We start from the raw sequence: 16,180 nt of genomic DNA on the forward strand, positions 1-16,180 counted from the left end.
AATGCGCCGCGTCGTTTCGATAAATGCATCAGGCCAGTTCGCCATATGAGAGGAAGCAGTGGGGATGTGCACTCACGGGCATAGCTGCTTAGCGCGCGTCGGTTCCGACGTGCTTGATGACCGGATCAATCAGACGAAACGGAGCGGCGCATGAAGCCGGCCGCGTCGCTGCTCGTCCTGTCGGTCGCCATGGTTGGCGCTTTCCATACGGCCGCGCTGTCGGCCGCACCGATGCCGGCCGTGCCGGCCGCCGCGTCGGCTGCCGGGCCCGCCGACGCGTCCGCGCCGGTGCTCGCGGCTGCGCCGGGCGCGGCCAGCGCATCGTCGGCCGGCCTGCCGGCGACGACCGTGCGTCTGCCTTTCGCGTCGCTCGGCGCGTTCGATCCGCTGCGCCTGCGCGGCGCCGACGACGCGCGCACGATCAACGCAGGCGTGCGGCTCGACCGCGTGGTGACGGGCGCGCGGCTGCGCCTCACCTATGCGTATTCGCCGTCGCTGGTGTTCCCGATGTCGCACCTGAAGGTGTCGGTGAACGGCGAGGTGATCGCGACCGTCCCGTTCGACGCCGCGCGCGCGGGCCGCACGGTCACGCAAGAGATCCCGATCGATCCGCGTTACTTCTCCGATTTCAATCAGATCGGCCTGCGCCTGATCGCGCACTACACGCTCGATCATTGCGAAGATCCGACGAACTCGGCGCTGTGGGCCGACGTGAGCCCGACGAGCGAACTGATCCTCGACGAATCGCCGGTGCGCCTGCCGAACGATCTCGCGCTGCTGCCTGCGCCGTTCTTCGACCGGCGCGACAACGGCCGCGTGCGGCTGCCGTTCGTGCTGCCGGCCGCGCCCGATTCGGCGACGCTGCGCAGCGCGGGCGTGCTCGCGTCGTGGTTCGGCGCGCTGGCTGACTACCGGCATGCGCGCTTCCCGGTATCGTCCGGGCTGCCGGCCGACGACCAGGCCGTGGTGGTCGGGACGGCCGCGACGCTGCCGGCCGGCCTCGTGCTGCCGTCGATCAACGGCCCGCTGCTCGCGGTGGCCGACAACCCGGCCGCGCCGGGACGCAAGGTGCTGGTCGTCACGGGCCGCACGGCGGCCGAGGTCGACGATGCGGTCGCGACGCTCGTGCTCGGCCGCGCGGCGCTGTCGGGGCCGGCGGCGACGGTCGCGCACGTCGATCTCGGCGCGCCGCGCAAGCCGTACGACGCGCCGCGCTGGCTGCCGGTGAACCGGCCGATCACGTTCCGCGAGCTCGTCAACGATCCGCGCCAGCTCGAAGTGCGCGGCACGACGCCCGACGCGATCCGCCTGAACCTGCGCGTGCCGGCCGATCTGCATTCGTGGAACGGCGCGGGCGTGCCGATCACGCTGCGCTACCGCTACACGGCGCCGACCGTGCAGGACAATTCGACGCTCGCGGTCGAGATCAACGACCAGCTCGTGAAGTCGTACCGGCTCGGGCCGGCCCAGGCCGAGGACGCGCACGGCCGCATGCAGCTGCCGCTGCTGTCGGTGCCGGAAGGGCGCGTGACGAGCGACGTCGACATTCCCGCGTTCCGCGTCGGCAGCGGCAACCAGCTGCAATTCCGCTTCACGCTCGATTCGCAGAAGACGGGCCTGTGTTCGAGCACGGCCACCGAGCCGCAGCGCGCGGCGATCGATCCCGATTCGACGATCGACTTCTCGCACTTCGTCCACTACGCGCAATTGCCGAACCTCGCGTTCTTCGCGAACAGCGGCTTCCCGTTCACGCGCTTCGCCGACCTGTCGCAGACGGCCGTCGTGCTGTCCGACCGGCCGTCGCCGCAGGAGCTCGAGGCCTACCTGACGATGCTCGGCCACATGGGCGAATGGACCGGCTTCCCGGCGCTGCGCGTGCAGGTCGCGCGGCCCGGCGACGTCGCCGCGCTGTCGGGCCACAAGGATCTGCTCGTGATCGACGGCTCGCCCGCGTCGCCGCTGCTCGCGCACTGGCGCTCGGCGCTGCCGCTCGCGTTCGGCGAGCAGGGCGGCGCGGGCGGCGACGGCGCCACGCGCGTCGCGTTCACGGTGAAGGAACGGTGGCGCAACGGCGTCGGCCTCGCCGACGGCGGCGCGCATATCGAACAGACGGGCCCGCTCGCGACGCTCGCAGGGTTCGAGCTGCCGGGCAGCCGCGGCCGCAGCGTCGTCGCGCTGACGGCGACCGACCAGCCGCGCCTCGGCGATCTGCTCGACGTATTCGAGAACCCGGGCCTCGTGTCGCAACTGCAGGGCGACCTCGCGGTGGTGCGGCCGGGGCAGGTCGACAGCCTGCGCGTCGGCGAGCCTTACGTGGTCGGCTTCGTGCCGTGGTATGCGCGTGTGTGGACCGAGGCGGCGCGGCATCCGGTCGCGCTCGGCGCGGTCGGCGTCGTCGCGGGGCTGCTGCTGGCGCTCGGCGTGTTCAGCGTGCTGCAGAGAATCGCCGCGCGTCGACGGGGGATGTAACGGATGGCGCGGGCATTGACGAAGCGACGGGCAACGCAGCCGGCGCGACGTGTCGGCGCGGCACTCGCGCTGGCGCTGGCGATGACGTGCGCGGCGGCCGGCCTGGCCACGCGCGCGCAGGCCGCAGGCGCCGCCGCGCCCGATGCGGGATGCGGCGCGGCCTGGCCGCGCTGGGACGCGTTCAAGCGCGATTTCATCTCGGCCGACGGCCGCGTGATCGACGTCGGCTCGGCCGATTCACGCACGGTATCGGAGGGGCAGGCGTATGGACTTTTCTTCGCGCTGGTCGCGAACGACCGGCGCATGTTCGACACGATCCTCGCATGGACCGAGAACAACCTCGCGCAGGGCGACCTGAGCGCGCACCTGCCCGCGTGGCTGTGGGGCCGCGCGCCCGACGGCGCGTGGCGGGTGCTCGACGCGAACGCGGCGTCGGATGCCGACCTGTGGATCGCGTATGCGCTCGTCGAAGCCGGGCGGCTGTGGCACGAGCGCAGCTATACGGCTCGCGGCGCGCTGCTCGCGAAGCGCGTGCTCGACGACGAGACGGCGAGCGTGCCGGGCCTCGGCCTCACGCTGCTGCCGGGGCCGACCGGGTTCAGGCTCGCCAACGGCCAGTTCCGCGTGAATCCGAGCTATTCGCCGCCGCAAGTGATCCGCGCGCTCGGCGCGCGCCTGCCCGACGACCGGCGCTGGGCCGCGCTGGTCTCCAGCACCGGGCGCGTGCTGCTCGACACCGCGCCGAAGGGCTTTTCGCCCGACTGGGCGCTGTATCGCGCGGGCTCGGGCTTCGGGCCCGATCCGGACACGCATGCGGAGAGTGCGTACAACGCGATCCGCGTGTACCTGTGGGCCGGCATGCTCGATCGCGCCGATCCGCTGGCCGCGCCGCTGCTCGCGCGCTTCGCGCCGTTCGCCGACCATATCGCCGCGCATGGCGCACCGCCGGAGAAGGTCGACACGACGACGGGCGTCGCGGGACCGAACGACGGCAACGGCGGGTTTTCGGCGGCGGCCGTCCCGTTCCTCGACGCGCGCGGCCAGCGTGCGCTCGCGGATGCGCAGGCGGCCCGTGTCGAGACGCTCGCGCGCCAGTCGGCGCCCGGCTATTACACGAGCGTGCTGACGCTGTTCGGCCTCGGCTGGCGCGAAGGACGCTACACGTTCGGCGCGGACGGCACGCTCGACCCGCGCTGGGGAGGCCGCTCGTGCGCCGCCCGCTGAAGCGCGCTGTGCCGCATGTCGCGGGATTCGCGTGGCTCGCGTCGTCGGTGTGCGCGGCGGCGCCGGGGCCGGCATCCGGCACGGCGATGCCGAATGCGCCGGCGACCTCCGCGTCCACCGATGCGCGGCGTGAACTCGACACCGCGCGGATGTGGGGCACCAAGCATCGCGACGACCTCGCGCGCGACGCATTGCGCAAGGGGCTGCTGATCGCGCCGGGCGATCCCGAATTGCTGGCCGAACAGGTCCGCGTGCTGCTGCGGCTTGGCGACGCAAGGGGCGCGCAGGCGTCGCTCGCGCGCCTGCAGGCGCAGTCGCCGAATGCGCCCGCCACGCGGCGGGTGGCCGACGAATATCGTGTCGCGACGAGCGGGCGCGGCGAGATGGCGCAGATCCGCCTGCTCGCGCGCAGCGGCCGCGCGGACGAGGCGGCCCGGCGGATCGTCGCGCTGTTTCCGAACGGCGCGCCGTCGGGGGCGCTCGGCGCCGAGTACTACCAGATCGTGTCGAATGCGCCGGGCGGCCGCGAGCCGGCGATCGCCGCGCTGCGCCGCGCGGTCGCGGCCGATCCGCAGGACACGAGCGCGTCGATCGCGCTCGCGCGGCTCTTGAACCAACGCGACGACACGCGCCCGGAAGCGAACCGGATCGCGTGGTCGCTCGCGAAGCGCACCGACGCCGACCATACGGAGGCGATGGCGTTGTGGCGCCGCGTGCTGCAGTCGGCCGGCAGCGATCCCGCCTATCTCGATGCGCTGCATGCGTATCTCGCGCTCGTGCCGGACGACACCGAATTCCGCGATCGCATCGCCGGCCTCGACCAGCAGCGCGACGCGCAGCGCCGGCTCGAGCGCGATCCCGACTACATCGCGCAGCAGCGCGGGTTGCAGGCGCTCGCGCGCGGCGACCTGGCCGCCGCCGATCCGCTGCTCTCGCGCGCCGCGCGGGCGCGAGCGGACGACGCCGACGCGGTCGGCGGGCTCGGCCTGCTGCGCCTGCGCGAAGGGCGGCACGACGAAGCGCGTGCGCTGTTCACGCAGGCCGCGACGCGCGCGACCGATCAACGCGGCAAATGGCAAAGCCTCGCGCGTACCGCGCAGTTCTGGGGGCTGCTCGCGCAAGGCCGCGAAGCGGCCAACGCGGGACGTCCGCAGGACGCCGAGCGCGCGGCGCGGGCGGCGCTCGCGATGCAGCCGGGCAGCCCGGACGCGAAGCTGCAGCTTGCCGATGCGCTGCTCGCGCAGCGCGACTGGGCGCACGCGGAGCCGTTGCTGCGCGAGTTGCTGGCCGCGCGTTCGCCGGACCTGTCGGCCGTGCGCGGCACAGCCATGCTGTACGAAAACACCGGCCGCGCGGACAAGATCGGCCCGTTGCTCGACGCGCTGCAAGGGCGCGTGGCGGGGCGTGACGATCGCCGCGCGCTCGACGGCCTGCGGGCCGACCTGCTCGCGAGCCAGGCCCGCGTGCTGGCCGACAAGGGCGAACGCGGGCCCGCCGCGCAACGCTACGAAGCGGCCGTGCGCGCGGCGCCCGACGCGCCGTGGACGCGCTTCGCGCTCGCGCGTCTCTATCGAGACATGGGGTTGCCGCAGCTCGGCCGCACGGTGATGGACGACGGGCTCGCGCTGAGCGATACGCCCGAGATGCGCTACGCGACCGCGCTGTACCGCAATTCGCTCGACGACGTCACGGGTGCGCAGGCCGCGCTCGCGCCCGTCGACGACGCGCATCGTTCGGACGGGATGCGCGCGCTCGCGCGCAAGCTCGACGGCGAACACGCGCTGGCCGACGCACGCGGCGCGCTCGCGCGCGGCGATCGCGCAGCATTCGCCGCCACGCTCGCGCATGCTCAGGCGAGCGCGCCGGACGATCCCGACATGCTCGCCGCGATCGGCGCGCAGTGGATCGACGCGGGCGAACCCGATCGCGGCCTCGCGCCGCTGCACGACTGGATCGCCGCGCATCCGCGTGAAGCCGATGCGGACGTGCGGCTGCGCTACGGCGACCTGCTCGGCAGCGCGGGGCGCGACGATGCGCTCGCCGCATGGCTCGACACGTTGCGTCGCGACCCGTCGCTGACCGCTGCGCAGACGGCGCGGCTCGAGGATCAGTCGCTGCGGCTCGTGCTGCGGCAGACCGACGACGCGATCGCGCAGCAGGACTACGCACGGGCGCGCCAGCTGCTCGACCGCGCGAGCCCGGCCGGCCGCGCGGACAAGCGCCATGCGCTCGAACTGGCCGATCTCGAACGCGCGCAGGGCCATTACGGCGCGGCGCGCGACGCGCTCGCGCCGGTCGTGGCGCGTACGCCGGACGACGCCGATACGCAGCTCGCGCTCGCGCGGATCGACGAGGACAGCGGCAACCGTGCGGCTGCGCTCGCACGCGTGCAGGCCGTGCTCGCGCGCACGCCGGACGACGACGTCGACACGCAGCTGTCGGCCGTGCGCCGCCTGAACGCGCTGCGCCGCCCGGACGAAGCCGCGCAGGTGACCGACCGGCTGCAGGCCGCGTATCCGGCGCGCGCCGACGTGACGGTCGCGGCCGGGCGCGTGGCCGAGGCCCAGGGCCGCTATGACGATGCGGCGTCGCTGTATCGGCTGTCGCAGTCGCAGGAGCGCGCGACGGGCGTGAGCCCGGGCCGCGACGGATTGACGCCCGCGCAGGCCGCGTTCGCGGATCTGCAGCAGCGGCGCAATCCCGAGATCGAGACCGGCTGGCTACCCGCGTACAAATCGGGCGACGAAGGCGTCTCGTCGTATCGCGCGCAGCAAGTGCCGATCTACATGCAGATGCCGGTCCGTTACGACGGGCACGTGTTCGCGCAGATCGACACCGTGCACCTCGACCCGGGCACGCTCGATACGAGCGACCCCAACGCGTATTCGCTGAAGACGTTCGGCACCTATGCGGCGCTCAGGGCACAGGCGAATCCGTCGACCGCCGCGCTGATCGCGAATCCGCCGGGCTCGCTGCACCAGTCGACGACGGGCGTCGCGCTCGGCGCCGGCTATCTGTCGGACGCCTGGCGTTTCGACCTCGGCACGTCGCCGCTCGGGTTTCCCGTGCATTACCTCGTCGGCGGTGTGCGCTATCGTTTCGACGCGGGCCCGGCGAGCTTCAGCGTGAATGCATCGCGGCGGCCGGAAACGAGCAGCGTGCTGTCGTACGCGGGGATGCGCGACCCGTGGACGGGCGCGGTGTGGGGCGGCGTGCGTCGCGACGGCGTGAACCTGCGCGCGTCGGTCGACGTCGGCCGCACGAACCTGTTCGCGGAACTCGGCGCGGGCGTGCTGTCCGGCCGCAACGTCGAACGCAACGCGGAAGTCACGCTGCGCACCGGCTTCACGGTGCCCGTGTACGAACGTGCGACGATGAAGGTCAGCACCGGTCTCGTCGGCAATGCGTGGCACTACGCGCAGAACCTGCGCTACTACACGTACGGGCAGGGCGGTTACTACAGCCCGCAGCGCTACCTGTCGCTCGGCGTGCCGATCGAATGGGCGGGGCGGCGCGACGCGCTGTCGTGGGACCTGACTTTCACGGGCGGGATTTCGAACAGCTACGAGAAGGATTCGCTGTACTACCCGACGTTCTCGAGCCAGCGGGCCGCGCAGGTCGCGGCCGGATTCGTGTATGCGGGCAGTTCGACGCGCGGCGTGTCGTTCTCGTACGGCGTGAACGGCATCGTCGAGTACCGCGTGAACCCGCACCTGAGCGTCGGCGCGCAGTTGCAGATCGACCGGTCGCACGACTATGCGCCGAGCTCGGCGCTGGTGTACCTGCGCTATGCGTTCGAAGCGCGTGCGCCGCGCAACTGGCTCGTGACGCCTACGCCGGTGCGACTCTATTCGGATTATTAGGGGACCGTCGTGAATACGGAAATCGATGCCACCCGTTCCGCACTCGGCGCTGCCGGCCTGCTGGGCCGCCTGCGTGCGCTGCTGCGCATGGGGCCGGCCGGCGCCCGCGTCGGCACGCTGAGCCGGCTCGCGATCGACGGCCTGCCTGACGCATGGACGCAACTGGAGGCGGGCGGCCTGTACGCGATCTACGCGGCCGGCGGCACGCCGGGGTGCGACGCACTCGTCTGGGAAAGCGCGCGACAGGCGCGCACGCGCAACGTGACGGTCGTGCTCGCGCGCGATGCGGCGCACGTCGCGGACCAGATGGCGTCGCTCGGCTTCGCGGACGGCGCACAACCGGCCGGCTGGCCGCGCAACCTGAACGTGCTGGCGATGCCGGCGGCGGAGCCGGCCAAAGATGACGGCGCCGACGCACCGCGCCGCGCGGCGCCGGGCCCGTTCGCGCGGCTGACCGGCGGCCTGCGCGCGATGAAGCGCTACGGTTTTCGCGCGCGTTCGCTGTATTTCGTCGAAGGCGCCCAGCGCTGGTTCAGCTGGAACGACCCGCTCGCGCTCGCGGATGAAGCACGCGCGCTGGCCGACTGGTGCCGGACGCACCGGATCGCGCTCGTGCTGCTGCTCGATCCCGAAGCGGCGCGGGCGGGCGACGGCGTGCGCACCGACGATGCGCCGCTCGTGCGCGCGGCGGACCGTACGCCGCGCAGCGGCTTCCACGGGATCTGCTCGGGCGTCGCGCAGTTGCAGCGCACGCACGGCGAACTGCTGTGGATCGTCGATTTCTGGCGCGCGGGCGACACGCTCGCGGCCGGTGAAGTGCGGCCGCTGCGCTTTGCGCCGGGCGGTCGGTTGTCCGCGAGCGTCGACGGCGGCGCGACCGAGCCGGCGCACCGGATGAAGCTCGCGAGCGACGAGGATCGTGTCGTCGTCAGCCGCGCGGTGCTCGACGGCACGAATCGCGTGCCGGCCGACTGGGAAATCGTTGAAGACAACGCGGCCGTCGTCGCGGCGTGCGCGCATGCCCAGGCTGCCACCGCGGTGCTCGTGTTCCGTTCGCATGCGCAGCTCGAAGCGTTGTGCGCGGACGTGCATGCGTTGCGCAGGCAATGCGGCGGCGCGCTGAAGATCGCGGTCGTGGAGCGCGGCGAAGTGCTGCGCCAGCAGTTCGAGATGCTCGTGCTGAGTGTCGGCGCGAACCGTGTCGTCGCGCGCGATTTGCCGGTTTCGCGGATGCAGGCCGCCGTGCATGCGCTGCGCGGCCAGCTCTACGCACGGCCGGTCGCGCCCGACTATCGCGCGGCGCTCGCGGCCGCGCTCGGCGATTCGGTGCTCGGCTATCTACCGGTCGGCGCGTTCTGCCTGCGCATTCGCGCGGTGCTCGATCGCGGCGCCGTGCTCGCGCTGCCGCACACGCTCGCGAAGATCACGCTGTTGCCGGGCGTCTCGCACGTCGATGCATTGCGGCACTGCCGCCCGCGCCGTGCGGGCGACGTCGTGACGGCCGATCCCGGACACCTGTTCGTGTTCCTGTTCGCGTGCGAACCGGTCGACGCCGAGGACGCGCTCGCGCGGATCTTCGATGTGCCGGTCGACACGCTGTCCGATCGCGTCGTGTGCCTCGGGCAGGGCAGCATCGACACCGAGCTCGATGCGCTGAAGGCCGAGAACCGGCGCGCGCCGATCGCCGACTACAGCGACCTGTTCGCGGCGACGCACCCGGCCGGTGGCGCACGCACGCCGCCCGCGAGCGCCGATCTCGGCGTGACGCCGGCCGAAGCGAGCGAGGCGATCGATGAAATCGACGCGATCGTCGCGCTCGAGGCGATCGGCGCAACGCCGGTGCCCGATGCCGTCGACGCACCGGCGCCGCATCCCGTCATTCCCGCCGCGCGTGCGCGCGGCGCTACCCGCAGCGCGATGCCGCTGCGCAAGCAGGAGCGCGCATGATCGCCGTACTCGTCATCGGTTTCATCGCCGGCATCGTGATCGCGGTGCCGGTGTGGATCGTCGCGCAGCACCTCGGCATCGGCCGCGGCTTTCATGCGCCGCGCGGGATCGACCGGCACGACGCGGTGCCGTGCGAACTCGTGCCGGTTGCGCTGCGCGGCCGGTTGCTGCCCGGGGCCGTCGACGACAAGGCGGCGCGATGAAGACGATCGCCATCACGTCGACGACCGGCGGCGCGGGCCGCACGACGCTCGCCGCCGCGCTCGCGGTGCTGCTTGCGCGCCGCGGACGGCCGGTCGTCGCCATCGAATTCGATCCGCAGAACCTGATGGGTGCGGCGCTCGGCCTCGACACGCTGGCCGAACAGGGTCTCGCGCAAAGCGTGCTCGGCGGCGCGGAACCGTGGCACACGCATACGTGGCGCAACGCCGACGACGTGCTGTTCGTGCCGTACGGGCAAGTCGATGCCGCCGATGCAGCCGCATGCGATGCACGGCTCGCGGCCGATCCCGCCTGGCTGTCGCGCGCGCTGGACGAGATCGCGCTGCCGGCCGACGGCGTCGTGCTGGTCGACACCGCGCGCTATCCGTCGCCGCAGGCCGAGCAGGCGATTCGCCGCGCGGACCTGACGCTCGTCGTCGTGCCGCCGGAACCGGCCGCCTGCGCGACGACGGCCGCGCGGCTCGGTGCGCTGCGGGCCGGCGCCGGTGAACTGCAGATCGTCGTGAACCGGCTGAATCCGGCACGCGACATGCAGCGCGACGCGCTCGCGATGCTGCGCGCGGTCGCGGGGCCGGCATCGATGCTCGAACAGCGGATCCACGTCGACGCGGCCGTGCCCGAAGCGCTCGCGCGCGGCAGCTGGATCTTCGACGACGCGCCGTATTCGCAGGTGTCGCACGACCTGAACGGCGTCGCGAACTGGGTCCACGCATGGCTGACCGCCGTCGCCGTGGGCCGCAGCGGAGCGGCGCGATGAAGCCCGCGTTCGCGCCGCGGCTGCGCATGCTCGGCCGCCGTGTGGCCGACTGGTGCGCACGCGGCATCGGGCTGCCGGCCGAGCGCACGCTGGTCGACTGGTTCGTGCGGCTGTTCTTCCATGCACCGCCGCCCGGCCGGCCCGATCACGTGCGCCGCTGGGTGCGCGTCGCGTTCCTGCGGCTCGCGCACGACTGGGGCGTGCTGCAGCCGCTGAGCCCGCGCGAATGGCTGTGGCGCGCGATCGTGCGCGCACCGCGCGCGGCCGACGGCCGGCCTGCGCGCGATCCGCTCGCGTGGTTCGACAAGACCGTCGTGCCGGTTTACGTGGCCGGGCGCGCGGTCGGCCGGCGCATTAACGCGCTGCTCGACCGGCTGCCGTGGACGCGCTGGGGCGGCTGGCTCGATGCGCGCGCGAACGGCGTCGGCCGCCGCCGCTGGCTCGCGCCGCTGCTGCTCGTCGCCGGCGCGGTGCTGTGGGCCGCGGCCGGGATGTCGCCGCTGATGCCCGGCGCGCAGTTCGCGTTCTTCGCGATCGTCGCGGTGCTGGCGCTCGCGCTGCGCCGCCTGCCGGGCCATCTGCCGACGCTCGCGCTCGCGTCGCTGGCGCTGCTCGCGACGGTGCGCTACGTGTGGTGGCGCACGACGCAGACGCTCGACTTCCGCAGCCCGGTCGAGGCTGTCGCCGGCTACCTGCTGTACGGCGCCGAAGCCTATACGTGGATGATCCTGCTGCTCGGCTTCGTGCAGACCGCGTGGCCGCTCGACCGGCCGATCGTGCCGCTGCCCGACGACCCCGACACCTGGCCGACCGTCGACATCTACATCCCGACCTACAACGAGCCGCTGTCGGTCGTGAAGCCGACGGTATTCGCCGCGCAGAGCATCGACTGGCCGACGGAGAAGCTGCGCGTGTACCTGCTCGACGACGGCAAGCGCCCCGAATTCGAGGCGTTCGCGCGCGAGGCCGGCATCGACTACGTGACGCGCGACGACAACCGCCACGCGAAGGCCGGCAACATCAACCGCGCGCTGCCGAAGACGCACGGCGAATACATCGCGATCTTCGACTGCGATCACGTGCCGACGCGCTCGTTCCTGCAGACGACGATGGGCGTGTTCCTGCGCGACCCGAAGTGCGCGCTCGTGCAGACGCCACACCATTTCTTCTCGCCCGATCCGTTCGAGCGCAACCTCGGCACGTTCCGCGAGATCCCGAACGAGGGCAACCTGTTCTACGGGCTCGTGCAGTCGGGCAACGACCTGTGGAACGCGACGTTCTTCTGCGGCTCGTGCGCGGTGCTCAAGCGCACGGCGCTGGAGGAGGTCGGCGGCGTCGCGGTCGAGACCGTGACCGAGGATGCGCACACGGCGCTCAAGCTGCACCGGCGCGGCTATACGTCCGCGTACCTGCCGACCGTGCAGGCGGCCGGCCTCGCGACCGAAAGCCTCGCGGGCCACGTGAAGCAGCGCACGCGCTGGGCGCGCGGGATGGCGCAGATCTTCCGCATCGACAACCCGTTCCTCGGGCGCGGGCTCGGCTTCATCCAGCGGATCTGCTACGGCAACGCGATGCTGCACTTCTTCTACGGGATTCCGCGCCTGGTGTTCCTGACGATTCCGCTCGCGTACCTGTTCTTCCACCTGTATTTCATCAACGCGTCGTCGCTCGCGCTCGCGAGCTACGTGATCCCGTACCTCGTGCTCGCGAACGTCGCGAACTCGCGGATGCAGGGACGCTACCGCCATTCGTTCTGGGCCGAGGTGTACGAGTCGGTGCTCGCGTGGTACATCGCACTGCCGACCACCGTCGCTTTCTTCAGCCCGAAGCACGGCAAGTTCAACGTGACCGACAAGGGCGGAAAGATCGACGAAGGCTACGTCGACTGGTCGACGTCGAAGCCGTATCTCGTGCTGTTCGGGATGAACGTGCTCGCGATCCTCGCCGGCCTGTGGCGGCTCGCGGCCGACCAGGGCGACGAGGCGTCGACGATCCTGATCACGCTCGGCTGGACCGTGTACAACCTCGCGATGCTCGGCGCGGCGCTGGCCGTCGCGCGCGAGACCAAGCAGGTGCGCGTCACGCACCGGATCGCGATGCGCGTGCCGGCCATGTTGCTGCTGGCCGACGGCTCGACGGCCGCGTGCTTCACGAGCGACTACTCGACCGGCGGCCTCGGCCTCGAAGCCGTGCCGGGGCTGCCGCTCGCCGTCGGCGACACGCTGACGGTGTGCGTGACGCGCGGCGACCGCGCGTTCCCGTTCCCGGTGCGCGTGACCCGCGTGACGCCGACGCATGTCGGCGTGAGCTTCGAGGAACTGACGCTCGAACAGGAGCGCCAGCTCGTGCAGTGCACGTTCGGTCGTGCCGATGCCTGGCTCGACTGGCACGAGGGCGAGCGTCTCGACACGCCGCTCGGCGGGCTGAAGGAAGTGCTGCGGATCGGGCTGGACGGCTATGTGCGGATGTGGAAGGGTGCGGCGCGCGGCGTGCAGGCGATGCTGGCGCCGAAACTCGATCGGGCGCGCGACTGACGCGGCGCCCATCATGGAGTGGTTTAGATGACGTTCTGGAATCTGTATTTCATCCTGAAGTTCGCGCTGTTCGCGACCGGGCACCTGCAGCCGTTCTGGCTCGCGAACCTCGCGTTCGCGGTGGCGCTCGTGGCGAGCGCGCCGATCCGGCGGCGCGCGTGGCGCATCGTCCGGCAGGTCGTGGCGATCCTGGTCGCGGTGCCGCTGCTCGCGCGCGAGATGCATGCGCCGCCGCTCGCGCGTCTCGCCGAGGCCGCGCGCGAAGTGAGCACGTTCCGCCTCGACTACTGGATGGAACTGCTGCCGCGCCTGCTGCCGCCGGTGCTGGTGCTGACGGTCGTCGGCGCGCTGATCGTCTATTTCATCGTCAACCGCTGGCTGCGCGTCGCGACGTTCGTGCTGGCCGTGCTGATCGTGATGCCGCTGTGGCAGGCCGGCAGCGGGCTGATGGCGCGCGTCGTCACGCCCGCCCAGCAGCAGGCGAACGCAACGGGCGCCGCGCGCGCCGACCAGCCCGAGGACCACAACGCCGCGCTCGCGACGTTCCGCGCCCAGGAGTCGCAGCGGCAGGTCGCGTTCGGCCATCTCGGCAGCGATCCGGCCGCGCAGTTCGACGTGATCGTGCTGCACATCTGCTCGCTGTCGTGGGACGACCTCGACGCGGCGAAGGTGCGCAACCATCCGATGCTGAGCCACTTCGACTACCTGTTCTCGAACTTCAGCACGGCGGCGAGCTACAGCGGCCCGGCGGCGATCCGCGTGCTGCGCGCGAGCTGCGGCCAGGAAGCGCATGCCGACCTGTACAAGCCCGCGCCGCAGCAGTGCCACCTGTTCTCGCAACTGGCGAGCGCCGGCTACTCGGTGCAGTCGCTGCTGAACCACGACGGCCATTTCGACAACTTCCTGCAGGTGGTCCACGACAACATCGGCGTGGCCGATGCGCCGATGATCTCGAACGCGGCCGCGCCCGTCGCGATGCACGCGTTCGACGGCTCGGCGATCAAGGACGACTATTCGACGCTCGCGAACTGGTACGCGCAGCGCGCGTCGGTGCCGGGCCCCGTCGCGCTGTACTACAACACGATCAGCCTGCATGACGGCAACCGCATCGTCGGCAGTTCGCTGACGAGCATCGACTCGTATCCGCAGCGTGCGACGAAGCTGATGAACGACTTCGACCGGCTCGCGGACCTGATCGCGCAGTCGGGCCGCCGCGCGGTGATCGTGTTCGTGCCCGAGCACGGCGCCGCGCTGCGCGGCGACAAGAACCAGGTCGCGGGCCTGCGCGAGATCCCGACGCCGCGCATCGTGCACGGGCCGGTCGGCGTGCGGCTCGTCGGCTTCACCGGCAACCACGGCGCGACGACCGTGATCGACCAGCCGACCAGCTTCCTCGCGCTGTCGCAGTTGCTGTCGAACCTGGTGTCGAACAGCCCGTTCAAGCCGGGCACGACGCTCGCGCAGTACGCGGCGGACCTGCCGCGCACGCGGATGGTCGGCGAGAACGAGGGCACGTTGACGATGCAGACGGCCGCGGGCTACGCGGTGAAAACTCCGGACGGCGTATGGATCGACGAACAGTAATCCTTCCCGGCGACGGCGACGACGATCGCCTGTCGCAACCGAACGACGTGATCGGTCTCGCGCGGCATCTGCCCGCGCTCGATCCCGAGCGTTATGTCGACGAGCAGGCGCGCCGCGCGTTCATCGAGTCGCTCGACCGCTGGCCGACGCTCGCGAAGCTGATGGGATTGAAGCCGTAAACGCACGACGGCCGGCATGGGTGCCGGCCGTCCGTGGTCGGGGGCACGCGTCCGCCTATGGCGCCTTGCGCGCCGGCTGGCGCGTCCATTCGTCTTCTTCGCCCGGCACCTTGCCGAACGTCTGATCGGCCCACGCGGCACGCGCCGCGTCGATCTTCGCGCGTTCGCTCGAGATGAAATTCCATTCGATGAACCGCTCGCCCGGCAGGTGTGCGCCGCCGAGCAGCATCACGCGCGCGCCGTTCGCGCTGGCGAGTGCCACGGTCGCGCTCGGTTCGAGCACGGCCATCGTCGCCGGGGCGAGCGGCGTGCCGTCGACGGTGAGATCGCCGTCGATGAGATACACGCCGCGCTCGTCATGCTCCGCATCGAGCGCGAGTTGCCCGCCCGGCGCGAATTCCACGTACGCATAGAGCGTCGGCGAGAACACGGCGACCGGCGACGTGAGCCCGAACGCGGTGCCCGCGATCACGCGCACGTTCACGCCGTCGCGCGCGAACGACGGCAGCGTATCGGCCGCGTGATGAACGAACGCGGGCGTGGTGTCCTCATGCTCGACAGGCAGCGCGACCCAGGTCTGGATTCCGTGCACCGGCTGCTCGCGCGGCCGGTCCTCGTCGGGCGAGCGTTCCGAATGCACGATGCCGCGGCCGGCCGTCATCCAGTTCACGTCGCCCGGCACGATCTTCTGCCGGAAGCCGAGGCTGTCGTGATGCATCAGCGAGCCGTCGAACAGGTAGGTGACGGTCGCGAGCCCGATGTGCGGATGCGGCAGCACGTCGATGCCGCGGCCGGCCGGCAGCACGGCCGGGCCCATTTCGTCGAAGAAGATGAACGGGCCGACGAGGCGCGCGGCACGCGCGGGGAGCACGCGGCGCACGACGAGGTTGCCGATGTCGCTTTCGCGCGGCGTGAGCAGGGTCTTGATCGAGGCGGACATGATGGGGATCTCGGGAAGCGTCAGGCGATCGCCGTGTCGATCGTGATCGGGTGCGTGAGGATCTTGTGTACCGGGCACGCGTTCGCGATCTGCAGCAGGCGCTCGCGCTGCTCGCCGGTCAGGTCGCCGTCCAGCGTGATGCGGCGCACGATCGTGCTGCCCGCGCTGCCCGATTCGTGCGCGAGCTTCACGTGCACTTCGGCGAGCGGCCAGCCTTTTCGTTGCGCATACATCTTCAGCGTGATCGCGGTGCACGCACCGAGGCTCGACAGCAGCAGCGCGACGGGCGTCGGTGCCGCATCGCCGCCGCCGAGCGACGCGGGTTCATCGGCGCGCCACTGGTGGACGCCATCGCTGAAGTGGACGAGGTAATCGACCGAGCCGATGCTCGCTTCGACGGACAGTTCGCTCATTGAAATTCCAGGTGGAGAAGGAGGGCAGCCCGACGGCGTGGCCGGCCG

General features: G+C 71.6%; 11 protein-coding genes. 9 read left to right on the top strand and 2 right to left on the bottom strand.

Going from position 1 to position 16,180, the window contains the following annotated elements:
- Positions 1-150 precede the first annotated feature (150 nt).
- Genes bcsB through AC5LXX_RS06915 form a run of 9 tightly spaced genes read left to right on the top strand, consistent with a single transcriptional unit; the run spans position 151 to position 14,779 of the window.
- Positions 151-2,469: a cellulose biosynthesis cyclic di-GMP-binding regulatory protein BcsB gene (gene bcsB, locus AC5LXX_RS06875; protein WP_493410917.1), complete on the top strand. Its 2,319-nt coding sequence runs from the start codon at positions 151-153 to the stop codon at positions 2,467-2,469.
- 3 nt (positions 2,470-2,472) lie between these two features.
- On the top strand, positions 2,473-3,693 hold the full coding sequence (gene bcsZ / locus AC5LXX_RS06880) for a cellulose synthase complex periplasmic endoglucanase BcsZ (RefSeq protein WP_493410918.1): 1,221 nt from the start codon (positions 2,473-2,475) through the stop codon (positions 3,691-3,693).
- Positions 3,678-7,556 carry a cellulose synthase subunit BcsC-related outer membrane protein gene (locus tag AC5LXX_RS06885; protein WP_493410919.1) on the top strand — a complete coding sequence of 1,293 codons (3,879 nt, stop codon included), beginning with the start codon at positions 3,678-3,680 and terminating at the stop codon, positions 7,554-7,556. The genes bcsZ and AC5LXX_RS06885 overlap by 16 nt, the downstream gene beginning before the upstream one ends.
- A 9-nt stretch (positions 7,557-7,565) precedes the next feature.
- Positions 7,566-9,503, top strand: coding sequence for a cellulose biosynthesis protein BcsE (bcsE, locus tag AC5LXX_RS06890; RefSeq protein ID WP_493410920.1), 1,938 nt, complete (start codon positions 7,566-7,568; stop codon positions 9,501-9,503).
- Complete coding sequence (locus AC5LXX_RS06895; protein WP_124455924.1) at positions 9,500-9,706, top strand: hypothetical protein; 207 nt, start codon at positions 9,500-9,502, stop codon at positions 9,704-9,706. Before bcsE ends, AC5LXX_RS06895 begins: the two co-directional genes overlap by 4 nt.
- On the top strand, positions 9,703-10,482 hold the full coding sequence (gene bcsQ, locus AC5LXX_RS06900) for a cellulose biosynthesis protein BcsQ (RefSeq protein WP_493410921.1): 780 nt from the start codon (positions 9,703-9,705) through the stop codon (positions 10,480-10,482). The genes AC5LXX_RS06895 and bcsQ overlap by 4 nt, the downstream gene beginning before the upstream one ends.
- Positions 10,479-13,016, top strand: a complete 2,538-nt coding sequence (bcsA, locus tag AC5LXX_RS06905; protein WP_493410922.1) for a UDP-forming cellulose synthase catalytic subunit — start codon at positions 10,479-10,481, stop codon at positions 13,014-13,016. Before bcsQ ends, bcsA begins: the two co-directional genes overlap by 4 nt.
- A gap of 27 nt (positions 13,017-13,043) precedes the next feature.
- Positions 13,044-14,600, top strand: a complete 1,557-nt coding sequence (gene bcsG, locus AC5LXX_RS06910; RefSeq protein ID WP_493410923.1) for a cellulose biosynthesis protein BcsG — start codon at positions 13,044-13,046, stop codon at positions 14,598-14,600.
- Positions 14,582-14,779: a hypothetical protein gene (locus AC5LXX_RS06915; protein WP_493402863.1), complete on the top strand. Its 198-nt coding sequence runs from the start codon at positions 14,582-14,584 to the stop codon at positions 14,777-14,779. The genes bcsG and AC5LXX_RS06915 overlap by 19 nt, the downstream gene beginning before the upstream one ends.
- Positions 14,780-14,834: 55 nt before the next feature.
- Here AC5LXX_RS06915 and AC5LXX_RS06920 read toward each other — a convergent pair whose 3' ends face one another.
- Complete coding sequence (locus tag AC5LXX_RS06920) at positions 14,835-15,719, bottom strand: pirin family protein (RefSeq protein WP_493410924.1); 885 nt, start codon at positions 15,717-15,719, stop codon at positions 14,835-14,837.
- Between the two features lie 20 nt (positions 15,720-15,739).
- Positions 15,740-16,132 carry an OsmC family protein gene (locus AC5LXX_RS06925; protein ID WP_309286585.1) on the bottom strand — a complete coding sequence of 131 codons (393 nt, stop codon included), beginning with the start codon at positions 16,130-16,132 and terminating at the stop codon, positions 15,740-15,742.
- Positions 16,133-16,180: the final 48 nt, after the last annotated feature.

It is taken from the genome of Burkholderia torrens (assembly GCF_984668525.1).